The sequence below is a fragment of the Streptomyces lydicus genome, from assembly GCF_001729485.1.
Lineage (GTDB): Bacteria > Actinomycetota > Actinomycetes > Streptomycetales > Streptomycetaceae > Streptomyces > Streptomyces lydicus_D.
In genome coordinates this window covers 5,507,835-5,523,673 of record NZ_CP017157.1, presented here as the reverse complement: position 1 = coordinate 5,523,673, position 15,839 = coordinate 5,507,835, and the positions used below count along the sequence as shown (strand labels likewise).

General features: G+C 73.7%; 13 protein-coding genes and 1 tRNA gene. 6 read left to right on the top strand and 8 right to left on the bottom strand.

What is annotated here, in order from left to right:
- Window positions 1-11 precede the first annotated feature (11 nt).
- The gene (gene fdhD / locus SL103_RS24045; protein WP_069571024.1) at window positions 12-866 is read right to left on the bottom strand and encodes a formate dehydrogenase accessory sulfurtransferase FdhD; all 855 of its coding nucleotides are present in this window, start codon (window positions 864-866) and stop codon (window positions 12-14) included.
- Between the two features lie 184 nt (window positions 867-1,050).
- Window positions 1,051-2,331 (bottom strand): FAD-dependent monooxygenase, encoded by a 1,281-nt coding sequence (locus SL103_RS24040; RefSeq protein WP_069571023.1) that lies wholly within the window; start codon window positions 2,329-2,331, stop codon window positions 1,051-1,053.
- A 210-nt stretch (window positions 2,332-2,541) separates the two neighbouring features.
- Here SL103_RS24040 and SL103_RS24035 point away from each other — a divergent pair, with 210 nt between their 5' ends.
- From SL103_RS24035 to SL103_RS24020, 4 genes are all read left to right on the top strand, one after another.
- A complete protein-coding gene (locus tag SL103_RS24035; protein WP_069571022.1) occupies window positions 2,542-3,225 on the top strand; it encodes a GntR family transcriptional regulator in 684 nt (227 codons plus the stop codon).
- 569 nt (window positions 3,226-3,794) lie between these two features.
- Window positions 3,795-4,184, top strand: a complete 390-nt coding sequence (locus SL103_RS24030) for a chorismate mutase (protein ID WP_069571021.1) — start codon at window positions 3,795-3,797, stop codon at window positions 4,182-4,184.
- 311 nt (window positions 4,185-4,495) lie between these two features.
- The gene (locus SL103_RS24025) at window positions 4,496-6,043 is read left to right on the top strand and encodes an aldehyde dehydrogenase family protein (protein WP_069571020.1); all 1,548 of its coding nucleotides are present in this window, start codon (window positions 4,496-4,498) and stop codon (window positions 6,041-6,043) included.
- Window positions 6,044-6,193: 150 nt separating this feature from the next.
- Window positions 6,194-6,281, top strand: a tRNA-Leu gene (locus tag SL103_RS24020).
- Between the two features lie 389 nt (window positions 6,282-6,670).
- On the opposite strand, the gene SL103_RS24015 is transcribed toward SL103_RS24020, so the two are convergent.
- The 3 genes from SL103_RS24015 to SL103_RS24005 are packed head-to-tail and all read right to left on the bottom strand — an operon-like array spanning window position 6,671 to window position 11,309.
- Window positions 6,671-8,236 carry a GMC family oxidoreductase gene (locus SL103_RS24015; protein ID WP_069571019.1) on the bottom strand — a complete coding sequence of 522 codons (1,566 nt, stop codon included), beginning with the start codon at window positions 8,234-8,236 and terminating at the stop codon, window positions 6,671-6,673.
- Between the two features lie 14 nt (window positions 8,237-8,250).
- On the bottom strand, window positions 8,251-9,843 hold the full coding sequence (locus SL103_RS24010) for an APC family permease (protein ID WP_069571018.1): 1,593 nt from the start codon (window positions 9,841-9,843) through the stop codon (window positions 8,251-8,253).
- A complete protein-coding gene (locus tag SL103_RS24005) occupies window positions 9,840-11,309 on the bottom strand; it encodes an aldehyde dehydrogenase family protein (RefSeq protein ID WP_069571017.1) in 1,470 nt (489 codons plus the stop codon). Before SL103_RS24005 ends, SL103_RS24010 begins: the two co-directional genes overlap by 4 nt.
- A 210-nt stretch (window positions 11,310-11,519) precedes the next feature.
- Here SL103_RS24005 and SL103_RS24000 point away from each other — a divergent pair, with 210 nt between their 5' ends.
- Window positions 11,520-12,023 (top strand): DUF6314 family protein, encoded by a 504-nt coding sequence (locus SL103_RS24000; RefSeq protein ID WP_069571016.1) that lies wholly within the window; start codon window positions 11,520-11,522, stop codon window positions 12,021-12,023.
- 42 nt (window positions 12,024-12,065) lie between these two features.
- Here the strand turns inward: SL103_RS24000 and SL103_RS23995 are convergent, their stop codons facing one another.
- The 3 genes from SL103_RS23995 to SL103_RS23985 form a co-directional block, all read right to left on the bottom strand.
- Entirely contained in the window at window positions 12,066-12,980 is a 915-nt protein-coding gene (locus SL103_RS23995) for a class I SAM-dependent methyltransferase (RefSeq protein WP_079145943.1), read from the bottom strand.
- The gene (locus SL103_RS23990; protein WP_069571015.1) at window positions 12,961-13,749 is read right to left on the bottom strand and encodes an ATP-binding cassette domain-containing protein; all 789 of its coding nucleotides are present in this window, start codon (window positions 13,747-13,749) and stop codon (window positions 12,961-12,963) included. The genes SL103_RS23995 and SL103_RS23990 overlap by 20 nt, the downstream gene beginning before the upstream one ends.
- Before the next feature lie 144 nt (window positions 13,750-13,893).
- Window positions 13,894-15,051, bottom strand: a complete 1,158-nt coding sequence (locus SL103_RS23985) for an FAD-dependent monooxygenase (protein WP_069571014.1) — start codon at window positions 15,049-15,051, stop codon at window positions 13,894-13,896.
- A 93-nt stretch (window positions 15,052-15,144) separates the two neighbouring features.
- Here SL103_RS23985 and SL103_RS23980 point away from each other — a divergent pair, with 93 nt between their 5' ends.
- Complete coding sequence (locus SL103_RS23980; protein ID WP_069574060.1) at window positions 15,145-15,699, top strand: TetR/AcrR family transcriptional regulator; 555 nt, start codon at window positions 15,145-15,147, stop codon at window positions 15,697-15,699.
- The last annotated feature ends 140 nt before the right edge of the window (window positions 15,700-15,839 follow it).

The window sequence follows — 15,839 nt, the reverse complement described above, 5'->3', positions numbered from 1 at the left end:
CCCCGGGGGGCTCAGCCCGTGGTGGCCGTCGCGTGCGGCGTGAGGCGGTGTTCGCCCGCGTAGACGTTCATGGAGGTGCCGCGCAGGAACCCGACCAGGGTCAGCCCGGTCTCCTGGGCCAGGTCCACCGCCAGCGAGGACGGCGCCGAGACCGCGGCCAGCACCGGGATGCCCGCCATCACGGCCTTCTGCGCCAGCTCGAAGGACGCCCGCCCGGAGACCATCAGCACCGCGGACGACAGCGGCAGCCGCCCCTGCTGGAGAGCCCGTCCGACGATCTTGTCGACGGCGTTGTGCCGCCCCACGTCCTCCCGGACGTCCAGCAGCTCCCCCTCCGTGGTGAAGAGCGCCGCGGCGTGCAGCCCCCCGGTCCGTTCGAACACCCGCTGGGCGGACCGCAGCCGGTCGGGGAGGGCGGAGAGCGTCGCGGGCTCGATGCGGACCGGGGTGTCGGGCGAGGTGTCCAGCTGCCAGCGGGCGGTGGTGCGCACCGCGTCCAGGCTGGCCTTGCCGCACAGTCCGCACGACGACGTCGTATAGACGTTGCGCTCCAGGGTGAGGTCCGGGAGCACGACGCCGGGCGCGGTCCTGACGTCCACCACGTTGTAGGTGTTGACCCCGTCCTCCGTGGCGCCCGCGCAGTACAGGATGTTCGCCAGTTCCTCGGCCGCGCCCAGCACGCCCTCGCTGACCAGGAAGCCCGCGGCGAGCGCGAAGTCGTCACCGGGCGTCCGCATCGTGATCGCCAGCGGCTTTCCGTTCAGCCGGATCTCCAGGGGCTCCTCGGCCACGAGGGTGTCCGGCCGGGTGGAGACCGCCCCGTCCCGGATGCGGATCACCCTGCGTCGTTCCGTGACTCGTCCCATGCCTGATCAGTCCCACGTGTCGGATTCAGCGCTGCCGTACATCCCGGGGCCGAAGGCCCCCGATGCGGAGATCGGCGCGGGTCACCCCCGTCGTCCCGCGGAGGTGACCTGCACGCTCTCATTGTCCTGCACGGCCGTGCCGGCGGCCCGGCGGCCCCGCGGACCCGCGGCAGGCGGTGCCGCGTCAGTCGTGCGGCGTGCGGACGCCCTCCTTCAGGGCACGGCCGCCGAACGCTCCCGAGCCGTCGGCGGCGGCCCAGGCGCCCGCCACCCCGGCCTGGTCCAGCGTGCGCCAGTCGGGTGTGTCCTGGACGAGGAACCGGCCCAGCCCCCGCCCCAGTTCGACCATCGTGCGGCCGGTCGCGCCGCGCTCGGTGCCGTAGGTCTCCAGGGCGTCCGGCCGCTCGGGCAGCGCGCGCAGCGCGGCCTCCAGGGCGGCGGCGTCCTGCAGTGCCTTGACCGCGCCGGCGCCGGTGTGCGGGCGGGCCACGGTGGCCGCGTCGCCCGCGAGCAGCAGCCGCCCGGCGGTGTAGCGCGGCGCGGTGAAGTCGTACATCGGCTGGATGAACACCTCGTGGGGCGGGGTCAGCCCGACCAGGCCGCCCCAGTAGGGCGGCAGCAACTCCCCTGCGACATGGGCGAGGCGGGTGTGCAGCGCCTCGGTGAGGGTGCCGGGCGGCAGGCTGGTGGGGGAGTCCAGGTCGAGGCCGGCGCCGGCGGGCGGGGAGGTGTAGAGCACCCAGTTGGCGCGGTGGCCGCCGTGGCCGTCCGGGATGCGGTAGATGATGACGTGGCCACCGGGGAAGACGCCGTAGACGCAGTCCTCCTGCGCCCAGGGGGCGGGCCCGAGGCCAGGGAAGTCGAGCTCCGTCAGCCGCTCGGCGGGAACGGCGCCGCGCCAGGCGAGATAGCCGGCGTAGCGCGGCCGGACGCCGGGGAACGCGGCGTCCCGTACCACCGAGCGATAGCCGTCGGCGCCGATGACCAGGTCGAAGCGGTCCGTGCGGCGGCCGCCGGCGCCGTCGTCCAGATGGAGGCGGGGCCCGTCCGCGGCGTCGCTGACCGCGCGGACCGTCACCCCCTGCCGGAACACGGTGTCCGCCGGCAGCCGCCCGCGTAACTCCCGCCACAGCGGCCCCCAGCAGTACGAGCGGAACGGGAAGGGCAGCGCCGCGATCTGCCGGCCGAGCGGGACGGCGCCGTCGCGGACGTACCAGCGACGGGTGGTCAGCTGCACCCACGGCATGGCCGCGTCCAGGTAGCCGGCGGCGGACAGTTCGGCGTAGCGGTCGTTGTGCACCGCGAGGCCGACGCCGCGGTCGGCGAGGTGTCCCTCGGTGCGTTCGTGGACGGTGATCCGGCCGGCCCCCGCGCGGTGCGCGGCCAGCGCGGTGGCGCAGCCGGCGATGCTGCCGCCGACGACGGCGACCTCGGCCCCTGCGAGCGGAATGCGGTCCGTGCTCATCCGGTGTGGCCCCCTTGTGCGATCCGCGGCCGAGGGTCGGTCGGCCGCCCAACGGCCGTCATTGTCCCAGGGGTTGACGGGCGGTACGGGGTGGTTCGTGAGGTACGTCACCGAGCGGGCCCGTGTGCCGCGGAGCGTGCTCGGTAACCTGTGGACGATAAGCAATCGCTGCCCGCCAGGTTGTGCACGCGTCCGCGGAGGGGGACTTCGATGCTGTCCACAGGGCTGCCGCAGGGTGCCGTGCCGAAGCTCGAACGGCCCGGCCCGCTGCGCGAGCGCGTCTACGAAGCGCTGCTCGAACTGATCACCACCCGTGCGCTGCGGCCCGGCCAGCATCTGGTCGAGAGTGAACTCGCGGGCCATCTCGGGGTCTCCCGGCAGCCGGTACGCGAGGCGTTGCAGCGGCTCAACACCGACGGCTGGGTCGATCTGCGTCCCGCGCAGGGCGCCTTCGTCCACGAGCCGACCGAGGAGGAGGCCGACCAACTGCTGACGGTCCGGGCGCTGCTGGAGGCCGAGGCGGCCCGGCTCGCCGCGGCGCACGCCGACTCCGCGGGCATCGCGGAACTGGAGCTGCTCTGCGCCGAGGGGGAGCGGGCGGTGCGGGACGACGACACGGACGCCGCGGTGGCCGCCGACGCCGCGTTCCACGACCGGGTGATGGAGCTGGCCGGCAACGCGGTGCTGGCGGAGCTGGCCGCGCAGGTCGGGCGGCGGGTGCGCTGGTACCGCACGCCGGTGGCCCGGCAGCGTGGCGAGCAGTCGTGGATCGAGCACCGCGAGTTGACCGCGGCGATAGCCGACCGCGACGAGGCGCGCGCCACCTCCGTGATGCGAGTCCACACCGAGCACACCCGCCGCGCGTTCCACGAGCGGGAGCGCGCGGAGGACTGAGGCCCGGACCGGCCCGCACCACGACCGTCGCCTGCCCCTGCTGCGGTCCGTGCGCCCCCGATGTTCGCCGGCGCGCGCTGACCGTACGCGCCTGTTCCGGCACCCACTTCACGGGCGCGGCGTCAGGAAAACGGGGACGGTCCGGACATGCCGGGCCGGCCGGACGGAGCACCGGAAGCACGGGGCCCGACAGGAGGGATGGACCGGCGGCGGCGTGAGTATGCCCATGAGCCGGGGCCGGGAAACGGCCGCGCGTTCGGGTCCGGGGCCGCAGCGGCCGGGACCGGGACCGGGCCGCCGGCGCGGCCCGCACGAGACAGCCCGGTGGTGGGTTCTGTGGGGGAGCCCGCCACCGGGCGTACGCACCGGAGCGGACGCCGTCGACGCCGGGGCGAACCCGGCGGCTCGCCGTCCACGGCCCAGCGGCCCGCCGGTTACCTCCGGCGGCCGCGGGGCCAGGGGTGTGGTCCGCCGGACGTCCGATCCGCGAGACCGGCCCGGGTCGCCGGGCCCCGGCCGGGTAGTGTGCATCCGATCATCACCGAACGACCACGGATGGCGAGAGGCACATGAGCGAAGGGACAGCACCGGCGGCCGGCGAGGCGGCCTCCGTCGCCGACCAGGCGGCCCGCGAGCGCCTGCTCTACCTGCGCGGCAGCATCGACAACCTCGACGCCGCCCTGGTGCATCTGCTCGCCGAGCGCTTCAAGTGCACCCAGCAGGTCGGCGAGCTCAAGGCCCGGCACAGCCTGCCGCCCGCCGACCCGGCCCGCGAGGCCGCCCAGATCGAGCGGCTGCGCCGGCTCGCCGAGGACGCCCGGCTGGACCCGGCGTTCGCGGAGAAGTTCCTGAACTTCATCATCGACGAGGTGGTCCGCCACCACCGGGCGATCGCCGACCGTACGCAGGAGGAGGCGGGGGAGCAGCCCGCCGGGACGGGCGGGCCGGTAGCGGGCTGAGCGCTACGCACGGACGACGGGGGTGGTGCCGGATCGGCACCACCCCCGTTCCCGTCCCCCGGCGCGCAATTTCCGCTGTCCAGTGGCGCGTTGCCGCGCGATCCGGCCAACCCGCCCACGTCGCACCCGAACTGGCCCCGCGTCAGCCCGGCAACGCACCCACCCGCGTGAGACTCGCCATACCTGGCCCGTGCCCCGTCCCGCGGCGCCCCCGGTACCGCTACCGTCCAGTAGCGGTTCCTCGTTCCCCCGGGAGCCGCCGAGCGCCACCACCCTGCCCCTCCGGCCGTGCACCGAGAGCGGAGACACCGATGGCCACCACCCCGCAGCTCACCCTCAAGCCGGGCACCTCCTGGCCGGACGCCTGGCGGCGCAGCCTGACCGCCGCCCCCGAGGCGTTCCGCGACGGCCAGGCCCTCAACCTCTGGGCCGGCACCTGGCACCCGGACGGCGATCCGCTGCCCGCCACCTCCCCCGTCGACGGCACCCCCGTCGTCGGCCCGCCCCGCCTCGACGCGGAGGCCGCCCGGCACGCCGTACGCGCCTCGCTCGACCAGCACCGCGACTGGCGGCACGTCCCGCTCGGTGAGCGCAAGGCGCGCGTCGACGCCACCCTCGATGCCCTCACAGAACACCGCGACCTGCTCGCCCTGCTCCTCGTCTGGGAGATCGGCAAGCCCTGGAAGCTCGCCCGGGCCGACGTCGACCGCGCCATCGACGGCGTCCGCTGGTACGTCTCCGAGATCGACCGGATGCTCGACCGCCGCGGGCCGCTGCCCGGCCCGGTCAGCAACATCGCCAGCTGGAACTACCCGATGTCGGTGCTCGTCCACGCGATGCTCGTCCAGGCGCTGGCCGGCAACGCGGTGATCGCCAAGACCCCCACCGACGGCGGGCTGGCCTGCCTCACCCTCGCCTGCGCCCTGGCGGCCCGCGAGGGCGTCCCGGCCACCCTCGTCAGCGGCAGCGGCGGCGACCTCTCGCCCGCCCTGGTCCGCTCACCGGAGATCGGCTGCGTGTCCTTCGTCGGCGGCCGGGACACCGGCGCCCGCGTCGCCACCGCCGTCGCCGACCTGGGCAAACGCCACATCCTCGAACAGGAGGGCCTCAACACCTGGGGCATCTGGAACTTCACCGACTGGCCGGCGCTGACCCCCTTGCTGCGCAAGACCTTCGACTACGCCAAGCAGCGGTGCACCGCCTACCCCCGCTTCGTGGTCCAGCGCGACGCCTTCGCCGAGTTCCTCGCCGCGTACCTCCCGGCCGTACGCGGCGTCCGCTTCGGCCACCCCCTGGCCGTCGCGGACCCCGCGGACCCCCTTCCCGAGCTCGACTTCGGTCCCCTGATCAACGCCGCCAAGGCCAAGGAACTCGCCGACCTCACCACCGAGGCGATCTCCCGGGGAGCCGTCCCGCTGCACCGCGGCAGCCTCGCCGACGGCCGCTTCCTCCCCGGCCAGGACACCTCCGCCTACCTTCCCCCGACGACCCTGCTGGCCCCGCCGCCGTCCTCCCCGCTGCACCACGCCGAGCCCTTCGGCCCCGTCGACACCCTCGTCCTCGTCGACACCGAGGCCGAGCTGCTCGCCGCCATGAACGCCAGCAACGGCGCCCTGGTCGCCACCCTCTCCACCGACGACCAGGACACCTACGACCGGCTCGCCCCCCAGATCCGCGCCTTCAAGGTCGGCCACGGCGCCCCCCGCTCCCGCGGCGACCGCGACGAGCTCTTCGGCGGCTTCGGCAACTCCTGGCGCGGCGCCTTCGTCGGCGGTGAGCTCCTGGTCCGCGCGGTGACCCAGGGCCCGCCCGCCGAGCGTCTGCCCGGCAACTTCCCCGACTACCACCTGATGCCCTGACCTGCGCGCCGCCGGGGGCGTGACGCGGCCCCCGGCGGCGCCGCCCGTACCGGCGGCTCGTGCCCACAGATACGCAGGTGAAAGGCACTCCGAAAGCTTGGTATGGTTGTCCATGTCGCCGCGGGGAACGCCCCGCGACGATGACACCTAGTCCGGGTGGCGGAATGGCAGACGCGCTAGCTTGAGGTGCTAGTGCCCTTTATCGGGCGTGGGGGTTCAAGTCCCCCCTCGGACACCACGTACCAACGAGTGCGGATCGGGAGCTTCCCGGTCCGCATTTTTCGTGTGCGGATCGGGCCGCTCGGCCGGTCGCCGGGTGCGAGCGGAGCCGTTCGAAATCTGCCCGATTTGGGGGTTCCATTCCTATATGTGCGGAGTATTCTGTAACTAGACCTGCGGGGCGAGCGAGGGAGTTCGTATCGAAGTGGCCTCAGGTTCAGAGAGCCCTGGTTCTCGCTGAGGACGTGAACGACGGTCGGACTGAGAGGCTGAAAGGTCGGAAGACCGGACGGCGACCCCCAAGCACCTGATCCGGACAATGCCGGCGAAGGGAGCCCACCTCGTAGGTCGTGCATGCCGTAGCGGCCCCGCCCACGGGCGGGGCGCTTCCGTGCCGGGAGGGCGCCCTCAGGAGGCGCCCTTGATCATGTCCGCGCACTTCTCCCCGATCATCATCGTGGTGATGCAGGGGTTCACGGTCGTCAGCAGCGGCATCGCCGAGCCGTCGGCCACCCGCAGGCCGGTGACGCCCTTGACCCGCAGCTGCGGGTCGAGCGGGGCCGTCGGGTCGTCGGGCGCGCCCATCCGGACGGTGCAGGCCGGGTGGTAGACGGTGTTGTGGGTGTCGCGGAGGTAGGCGAACAGCTCGGCGTCGGTGTGCGCGGAGGGACCGGGGGCGAGCTCGGCGCCGGCCCAGGCGGCCATCGGGTCCTGGGAGACGATCTTCCGGGCGAGACGCAGACCGTGGATCATCACGCGGACGTCGTGTTCCTGGGTGAAGTAGCGCGGGTCGACCTTGGGCTTGTCGCGGAAGTCCCGGCTGCGCAGCCGGACCGTGCCGCGGGAGCGGGCGCGGGTGACGTTCGGCGTGAGGCAGAACGCGTTCTCCGAGGTGGGGTAGCCGCGCCGGTAGGTGTTCATGTCGAAGGGCATCGAGCCGTAGTGGAACATCAGGTCCGGCCGGTCGAGGCCCGGCTCGGTGTCGGCGAAGATCCCGATCTCCCACCACTGGGTGGAGGAGGTCACCATCGGCTGTTTCGCCTCCCACATGATCACGCCCTCCGGGTGGTCCTGGAGGTTGGATCCCACGCCGGGGGCGGCGACGAGCGGCTCGATGCCGAGGGCGCTGAGGTGCGCCGCCGGCCCGATGCCGGAGAGCATCAGCAGCTTGGGCGAGTCGATGGCGCCGCAGGAGACGATGACCTCGCGGCGGGCGTTGACGGTACGGGTGCGGATCAGGTCGGGGGTGAGGTAGTCCACGCCCGTGCAGCGCCGCGAGGAGTCGAAGTTCAGGCGCTTGGCCTGGAGTCCGGTCCGTACGTCGAGGTTGCGGCGGTCGCCCATGACGGGGTGCAGATAGGACACCGACGCCGAGGAACGCGTGCCGTCGGGGCGGCAGTTGATCTGGAACCAGTGGGCGCCGCGGACGACGGTTTCGCCGGTGTTGAACGGGGTGGTGGGGATGCCGGCCGCCGCACAGGCTTCGAGCAGGGCGGCGCCGCACGGGTCGCGGGGCGGGACCGTGCGCAGGGTGACCGGACCGCTGCGGCCGTGGTGGTCGCCGGGCGCGTCATTGCTCTCCAGCCGCTGGTAGAGCGGGAAGCAGTCGGCCGCGCTCCAGCCCGTGCAGCCCAGCGCCGCCCACTCGTCGAGGTCCTCGGCCGGTGCCCAGAAGGCGATGCAGGAGTTGTGCGAGGAGCAGCCGCCGAGCACCTTGGCGCGGGCGTGCCGCATGAAGCTGTTGCCCTCCACCTGCGGTTCGATCGGGTAGTCCCAGTCGTAGCCGGACTCCAGCAGTCCCATCCAGCGGTCCAGGCGCAGGACGTTGTCGTCACCGACGTCGGACGGACCGGCCTCCAGGAGGCAGACGGTGACGTCGGGGTCCTCGCTGAGCCGGGCCGCCACGACGGCACCGGCCGTGCCGCCGCCGACCACGATGTAGTCGAACTCGTCCACGGGCGTCTCTCGGGACATCGTGCGGTCTCCAGTCAGGGGGTGCGGGGGGTGGGGGAGTCCGGGGTGTCGTCGTCGCCGGGCCGGACGGCGGCGTGCATGGCGAGCACACCCGTCTTCTTGCGCTGCACGAACCAGTAGTAGGCGAAGCCGCCGAGGCCCACGACACCGATGAACAGGAACGCCCCCCAGCGCAGGTACCAGTGCTGCGGACCGGTCGCGTTGTAGACCGCGGCCCGCGGCCAGGCCAGGTTGACGGACATCCCGATGCCCCAGCAGACGGCGAGGAAGTTCACCGGGAGCCCGAACTTGCCCAGGGAGAACTTGCCCTCCAGCGGGGTCCACCTGCCGCGCAGCCGCTGGACCAGCATCGGCAGGGTCACCGCCAGATAGGCCAGGTAGATCATGATGATCGCGATGCTGGTGATCACCGAGAAGATCTGCGGCTGGTTGACGTTGAGGAACAGGATGCCGACCGCCACCAGACCGATGACGACGGCGGGCAGCACCGGGGTCTGGAAGCGCGGGCTCACCTTGGCCAGCAGCGAGGCGGCCGGCAGGTTGTTGTCCCGGGCCATCGCGAAGGCCAGCCGGATGCCGGCGGTGTGCACCGCCAGTTCGCACACGGTGATCGCGATGACCACGCACCACAGCACGATCAGTCCCACCGTCGAGCCGAGGGTGGCGAGCACCACGTACTGCAGGCCGTCCACGGACAGTTCCTTGGCGTGCAGGTCGGGTACCGCCAGCAGCGCGAAGAGCAGGATCAGACCGCCGATCAGGAACGACGCGATGAGCGCGCGCAGGATCGCCCGGGGGGCGTTGCGGGCCGGGTCCTTGGACTCCTCACCGAGCGACGAGGCGGTGTCGAAGCCGTACATGACGTACGCCGAGGCCAGCGAGGCGGTCAGGAACGCCCCGAAGTAGCCGAGCGACTCGCCCGCGCCCAGGCCGAAGGTGTTCAGGACCGCGCTGGGCCCGCGGGTGATGTGCGCGGCGAGCAGCAGGACCAGGATGACGGCGGCGATCAGCTCGATCGCCACGCCGGCGGAGTTGATCCGGGCCATCAGCTTGACGCCGAAGGCGTTGACCAGGGTGGTGAAGGTGACCAGGACCGTGCCGAGCAGCACCGCGTTGGCGGCCGCCGACTTCCCCGTCCCGTCGCCGATGAACTGGAACCACGACGAGATCTGCGGCAGCGTCACCTGGTACGCCAGCGCCACCGCCGACAGCGACACCATCGACGCGGTCAGCATCATCCAGCCGCCGAGCCATCCGACGTGCGGACCGCCGAGCTGCTTGGCCCAGTTGTAGATCGATCCGGCCACCGGGTAGCGGGCGGCCAGCTCGCAGAAGCACAGGGCCACCATCAGCTGCCCGACGAAGACCATCGGCCAGGACCACCAGTAGGCCGGACCGCCGTGCGCGATGCCGAAGTAGAACAGCTGGAAGGTGCCGGTGAGGATCGAGATGTAGCTGATGCCGGCGGCGAAGGTGTGGAAGTTGCCGAGGGTGCGTTTGAGTTCGGGCTTGTACCCCAGCTCGGCGAGCGAGGCGTCGTCGTGGGACGTGTCGTGGGGGGCAGCCCCGTGTCCGTTGTCCGGACCTGAGGTGCCGGGACCGGTCACTCGAACCACCTCTGCGGCCGCGGCTCCGTATTGCGCCAGATGTGCTTGGCCTCCTGGTACTCCGCCAGCCCGGCGGGGCCCAGCTCCCGCCCGATGCCCGACTGCTTCATCCCGCCCCACTCGGCCTGCGGCACATACGGGTGGAAGTCGTTGATCCACACCGTCCCCGCGCGCAGCCGCCGCGCGACCCGGTGCGCACGCCCGCTGTCCTGCGTCCACACCGCCCCGGCCAGCCCGTACACCGTGTCGTTGGCGAGCGAGACCGCCTCGTCCTCGTCGCGGAACCGCTCGACGGTCAGCACCGGGCCGAACGACTCGTCGCGCACCACCGACATGTCCGGGGTGCACTCGTCCAGCACCGTCGGCAGGTAGTAGAAGCCGTTCGACAGCGACGGGTCGTCGGGCGCCGCGCCGCCGCAGAGCAGCACCGCGCCCTCCTCCAGCCCGGCCGCGACGTACCGCTCGACCTTCGCGCGGTGCGCCGCGGAGATCAGCGGTCCGGTCCGGGCGTGCTCGTCGAACGGCCCGCCGAGCCGGATCCCCTGGGCGCGGGTGACCAGCTCGTCGACGAACGCGTCGTGCAGCTCGTCCTGGACGAGGAGGCGGGCGCCCGCCGAGCAGACCTGGCCCGAGTGCAGGAAGATCGCCATCAGCGCGTAGTCGACGGCGGTGTCGAAATCGGCGTCCGCGAAGACGATGTTCGGGTTCTTGCCGCCCAGTTCCAGCGCGATCTTCTTCACCGTGGGCGCGGCCGCCGCCATGATCCGCCGCCCGGTGAGCAGCCCGCCGGTGAACGACACCATGTCCACCCTGGGGTCCTCGGTCAGCGGCGCGCCGACGTCCTGGCCGGTGCCCAGCACCAGGTTGCCGGCGCCGGCGGGCAGCCCGGCCTCGTCCAGCAGCCGCATCAGATGGATGGCGGTGTGCGGGGTCAGTTCACTGGGCTTCAGGATGAAGGTGTTGCCGGTGACCACCGCGGGGGCGACCTTCCAGGCGGTCTGCAGCAGCGGGTAGTTCCACGGGGTGATCAGCGCGCAGACGCCGACCGGCTCGTGCCGCACCGTGCTGGCCGTCTCCGCGATGCCGGTGTCCACGACCCGGTCGGTGCCGCCGGCCGCGCCCAGATTGCCGAAGTAGCGGAAGCAGGCGGCGATGTCGTCCATGTCGTACTCGCTCTCCACCAGCCGCTTGCCGGTGTCCAGCGATTCCGCCCTGGCCAGCTCGTCCTTGTCGCGCTCCAGCAGCTCGGCGACGCGCAGCACCAGCCGGCCGCGCTCGGCGGCCGGCGTCCCGGGCCAGGGCCCGTCGTCGAAGGCGGTACGGGCCGCGCTGATCGCCGCGGCGGCGTCCTTCGGCCCGCCCTCGTCCACGGTCGCGACCAGGGTGCCGTCCGCGGGGCAGCGGATCTCCCGCACCTGCCCGTTGGCCGCTGCGGTCCACTGACCGCCGATGAACAGCTCCGGCATGGTGGTGCCTCCGGTCTCCGGGCTCGTACGAGGCGGTGGCGACGCGCGCCCGGCCGGCGGCGCACGGCCGCCGGACCACGGTGACGTCACTGCCACCGAGCGTAAGACCGGCACTGCGGGTCCGCACGGTACGAGGGGCCGGGGGAGAGCGGTACGCGGCGCGGGCGGGGCCGATGGGGTGACGGCGGGCGGGGGCGGGAGAATGGGGGGATGTCGTCGAACGAGTCCGCGCCGCAGCCGGCGCACCGGGGCGTACGGGAGCCGGAGCCGTACCCGGTGGCCGATGCCGCCGGCTACCTCGCCGGACGCTGGAGCGTCGAACGCACCGTCCGTGATCTGCGGACCGGCACGCAGGGCGACTTCCGTGGGACCGCCGCATTCCGGCCGGACGCGGCGGGGGAGACGGGGGACGCGGCGCTGCTGCACGTCGAGGAGGGCCGGCTGACGTGGGACGGCACGGCGTACCCGGCGAGCCGTACGCTGCGCCTGCGGCCCCGCCCCGACGGCACCGCCGAGGTCGACTTCGCCGACGGCCGGCCCTTCCACGACCTCGACCTTTCCACCGGCCGGTGGAGTGCCGTCCACCCGTGCGCCGCGGACCGCTACGAGGGCACCTTCACCGCCGTCACCGCCGACGAGTGGCACCTGGAATGGCGGGTCACCGGCCCGGCGAAGGACCAGCTGCTGCGGACGGTGTACCGGCGGCTCGGCTGACCTCCTCCGCTCCGCGGGCCGACGCCCACCCGGCCGGCCCGCTCAGCCCGCCGACGGCTCCGCGGGCTTCACCGCCCGCAGGGCGTACAGCAGCGGAATGATCGGCTCGGACGGCGGCAGTCGCCACCAGCCGTTCTCGGCCCGCACCATGGAGTCGAACCGTTTCCAGGGCAGCAGCTCGGTCTCCCGTACCAGCTCGACGGTCAGCCCCGCGCCGACCACGGCCGAGATCACCTCACCGAGGCCGTGCCGCCACTCGTAACTGGTCGTCGCCCCCTGGAGGGGAGGACCGTCGGTGTAGGTGGCCGGGCTGTCGCTCCGGAGGGGGCCGCGGCCCGCCAAGTAGTCGTGGTGCAGAAGGAGTTGCTGCCGCTCGGGGTCCGGGCTCGGGCCCGGCCCCAGCGCGTCGAGCAGCGGGTGGAACTCCACCAGATAGAACGTTCCGCCGGGCCGGAGCAGCGCGTTGACGACGCCCGCCCAGGCGGTGAGGTCCGGCAGGTAGCACAGTGCCCCCTTGCCGGTGTAGACCACGTCGAACCGGCGGCCGCCGAGCGCCGCCACGGCGTCGTGCACGTCCGCCCGGACGAACTCCATCGCCAGGCCCGCCTCGCCGGCCAGCCGCCGGGCCTCGGTGACGGCCGCCGCCGAGAAGTCCAGCCCCACCGTGTGCGCCGCGCCCCGCCCGGCGAACGCGGCCGTCTCGGTGCCCAGATGGCACTGGAGATGCAGCACGTCCCGGCCCGTCACCTCACCGAGATCCGCCCACTCGAACGGCGCGAACCAGTCCTCGGCGCTCCGCGAGCCGTCCAGCCCGTAGAACGCGCTGGCCACGTGCACGGGGGTACGGGCGTCCCAGTTGGCCTGGTTGGCGCGGACCATCTCCTCGATGCCGGGCGGCGACGCACCCGGTGCGGTCGCCCCCGGTTCCGGACTCGGCTCACACTTCTCCGTGGTCATCCCTCCCTTCTACCGTCCCGGCCTCCGGGCCACCAGCAGCGGTGGCCGGTTGTCGCCGTCGGCGCGCGGCGGCCGTCAGCCGCCCCCGCGACAGCGTCACCAGCCGAGGCGCCGGCCGTACCAGCGCCTCGTCCTCGGTGGCCACGATGCAGCTGACCCGCCGCTCGCTCCACAGCCGTGCGAACAGCTCGACCATCCCGGCCCGCGCGTCCTCGTCCAGCCCGTCCGTCGGCCGGTCCGCCAGCAGCACCGCCGGCCGCTTCACCAACGCCCGCGCCAGCGCCACCCGCCGCCGCGCCCCCTCGTCCAACTCCGCCGGATACGCCTCGAACCGGTCGCCGAGCCCGACCTCCGCCAGCGCCTCGCCGGCCAGCTCCCGGCGGTCGGCCGGGCGCAGCCGCAGCGGGATGAGCGCACCCGCCACGTTCTGCCGGGCGGTCAGCCCGGGCGACAGGCCCGCCGGCACCGGGGGAGCCGTCCCGGCACGGCCGCCGCCCGCGACCGTGCCGATCGCCTCCGCCCGGATGCGGGCCAGCCGGCATTCCGTCACGACCGCCAGGTCGGTGCCGTTGAGCACGACACTGCCGCGGGTGGGCCGCTCCAGCCCGCCGAGGATCCGCAGCAGCGTGGACATGCCCGGGCCGGCCGGGCCGCGTACGACCAGCGCGCCGCCGTCCTCGACGAAGAGCCCCACCTCGTCCAGGACCCGCACCGGGCCCCCGTCCCGGTCGCTTCGGCAGCAGGTGGTCACGCCGGTCAGGTGGTACACGGTGCACGCTCCTCCAGGCCGTCGGCCGGGTGCGCGACGCTCCTCGGGTGACCGTAGGGAGGGGCTGTGACGGGTCGATAAGCGCGGCGTGAGAGAGCGATGAGAAACGCCGCCGCGGGCGGAGCCGGCCTCCCGCCGGGCCCGTCAGTCCAATCGCGGCGGGGTCCAGTCGGCATGGCGCAGGAGGGCGCGGACGGCGGTGCCGGAGGGCGCCAGTCGGAGCGCGGTGTTGCGCAGCGCGAGGGCCACGGGGTGGGTCAGTTGCTGGCCCAGGCGGCCGGCCCGGCGGGCCGCGCGGGCGACGGCCTGGCTCCGGGGGCGCCGCTCGGCGTCGTAGCGGGTCAGTGCCGCCTCCACGGTCGGCCCGGTGCGGAGCGCGGCGGCGAGGGTGGCCGCGTCCTCCAGCGCCTGGCAGGCGCCCTGGCCGAGGTTCGGGGTCATGGCGTGGGCCGCGTCGCCGAGGAGCGCGACGCGGCCGACGGCGTAGGTGGGCAGCGGGGTGGCCAGCTCGGTGATGTCGTGGTGCAGGACGTCCTCGGGCCTGGTCGCGGCCAGCAGTGCCGGGATCGGGTCGTGCCAGCCGTCGAACCGGCGGCGCATCTCGGCGAGGGGGTCCGGATAGCGCACGCCGGCGGGGGAGTTGAGGACGGCGTGCCACTCGGCCCGGCCGTCGGTGAACGCGAGATGGCCGAACTCGGCACCCGGCCCCCAGGTCAGTTCGAAGTCGGTCCGCAGCGCGACCGGGTGCGCGGTGAGGGCGCGCAGCACGGTCGACCCGCTGTGGACCGGTCCGGGGTGGCCGGGGAACAGCCCGCCGCGCAGCCGGCTGTGGACGCCGTCGGCGGCCACGACCAGATCCGCGTCGAGCGAGCCGTCCCTGAGGCGGACCCGCACGAGGGCCGGGTCGGAGCGGTCCACGGACGTCACCTCGGTGCCGGTCACCAGGGACCCGGTCGGCAGCGCCGCGCGGAGGATCCGGTGCAGCACGGCGCGGGGGATGCCGACGATCGGCGTGCCGAGGGCGCGCTCTAGCGCGGCCCCGTCCATGACGGCCAGCCGGCTTCCGTCCGGGGTGCGGGTGCCGCCGAGGTACTGCGGGCGGGCGGCCGCCCGTACGGCATCGCCGACGCCGAGGGCGTCCAGCGCGCGGACGCCGTTCGCGTGCAGGGAGATGCCGGCGCCCGCGTCGTCGAGGACGCGGGCCCGTTCGACGACGGTCACCTCCCAGCCGATCAGGCGCAGGCCGACGGCCGTGGCCAGCCCCCCGATGCCCCCGCCGACGACCACCGCGCTGCTGCCCATGCCAGGCCCCTCTTCTCCCGTTGCCCCTGCACGATCTTCTACACCTGTAGAAGGAGCGTACTCGCCCGCTCTCTACAGGTGTAGAAAGGGGTGGTGACCACCGACCGACGCACCGTTCTCGCCGACGCCGCCCTCGACGTGCTCGCCCGGGAGGGAATGCGGGGACTGACCCACCGCGCCGTGGACCGGGCGGCGGACCTGCCGCCGGGCACCACCTCCGCGTACTACCGCACCCGCCAGGCGCTGCTCACCGCGCTGGTCCGGCGGCTGGTCGCCCTCGACCAGGCGGAGCTGCGGCAGGCCGGGGAGGCGCCGCCGCCGCGGGACGTCGAGGAACTGGTGGCCGGGCTCGCCGCTTTCACCGAGCGGCGGCTCACCGGCGACGGCCGGCAGCGGTCCCTCGCGCGTTACGCGTGCGCCGTCGAGAGCGCCCGCCACCCGGAACTGCGGGAGATCCTCGTACCGCGTGAGAACGCCGCCCGCACCGCCCTGCGCGACTTCCTCGCCGCACGCGGTGCGACGGATGCCGAGGGCCGCACCCTGACCCTGCTGGCCTGTGTTGACGGACTGGTCTTCGACCGGCTGCTGGGTGGCGGAGGGGTGCTGGAGGAGGAGATCCGGGGCCTGGTCGAGGCCGCGCTGCGGTAGCCGCCGGCCGGCGGCCGCGGAGGGCGTGGCCGGAAGTCGGCAGGCGGCGGGGCATCGGGTGGCCGTGTCCCGCGTCGCACAACTCGCTTGCCTTTAGCGGCTGCTGACGAGCATTTATCCCGTCTCCCGTCTGCAACATC

What these genes read in the sequence shown, in the direction of transcription:
- SL103_RS24040 (WP_069571023.1), bottom strand. Translation starts at nt 2,331, where the DNA reads ATGAGCACGGACCGCATTCCGCTCGCAGGGGCCGAGGTCGCCGTCGTC.
- SL103_RS23995 (WP_079145943.1), bottom strand. Translation starts at nt 12,980, where the DNA reads ATGACCACGGAGAAGTGTGAGCCGAGTCCGGAACCGGGGGCGACCGCA.
- SL103_RS24015 (WP_069571019.1), bottom strand. Translation starts at nt 8,236, where the DNA reads ATGTCCCGAGAGACGCCCGTGGACGAGTTCGACTACATCGTGGTCGGC.
- SL103_RS24035 (WP_069571022.1), top strand. Translation starts at nt 2,542, where the DNA reads ATGCTGTCCACAGGGCTGCCGCAGGGTGCCGTGCCGAAGCTCGAACGG.
- SL103_RS24000 (WP_069571016.1), top strand. Translation starts at nt 11,520, where the DNA reads ATGTCGTCGAACGAGTCCGCGCCGCAGCCGGCGCACCGGGGCGTACGG.
- SL103_RS24025 (WP_069571020.1), top strand. Translation starts at nt 4,496, where the DNA reads ATGGCCACCACCCCGCAGCTCACCCTCAAGCCGGGCACCTCCTGGCCG.
- SL103_RS23985 (WP_069571014.1), bottom strand. Translation starts at nt 15,051, where the DNA reads ATGGGCAGCAGCGCGGTGGTCGTCGGCGGGGGCATCGGGGGGCTGGCC.
- SL103_RS24005 (WP_069571017.1), bottom strand. Translation starts at nt 11,309, where the DNA reads ATGCCGGAGCTGTTCATCGGCGGTCAGTGGACCGCAGCGGCCAACGGG.
- SL103_RS24030 (WP_069571021.1), top strand. Translation starts at nt 3,795, where the DNA reads ATGAGCGAAGGGACAGCACCGGCGGCCGGCGAGGCGGCCTCCGTCGCC.
- fdhD (WP_069571024.1), bottom strand. Translation starts at nt 866, where the DNA reads ATGGGACGAGTCACGGAACGACGCAGGGTGATCCGCATCCGGGACGGG.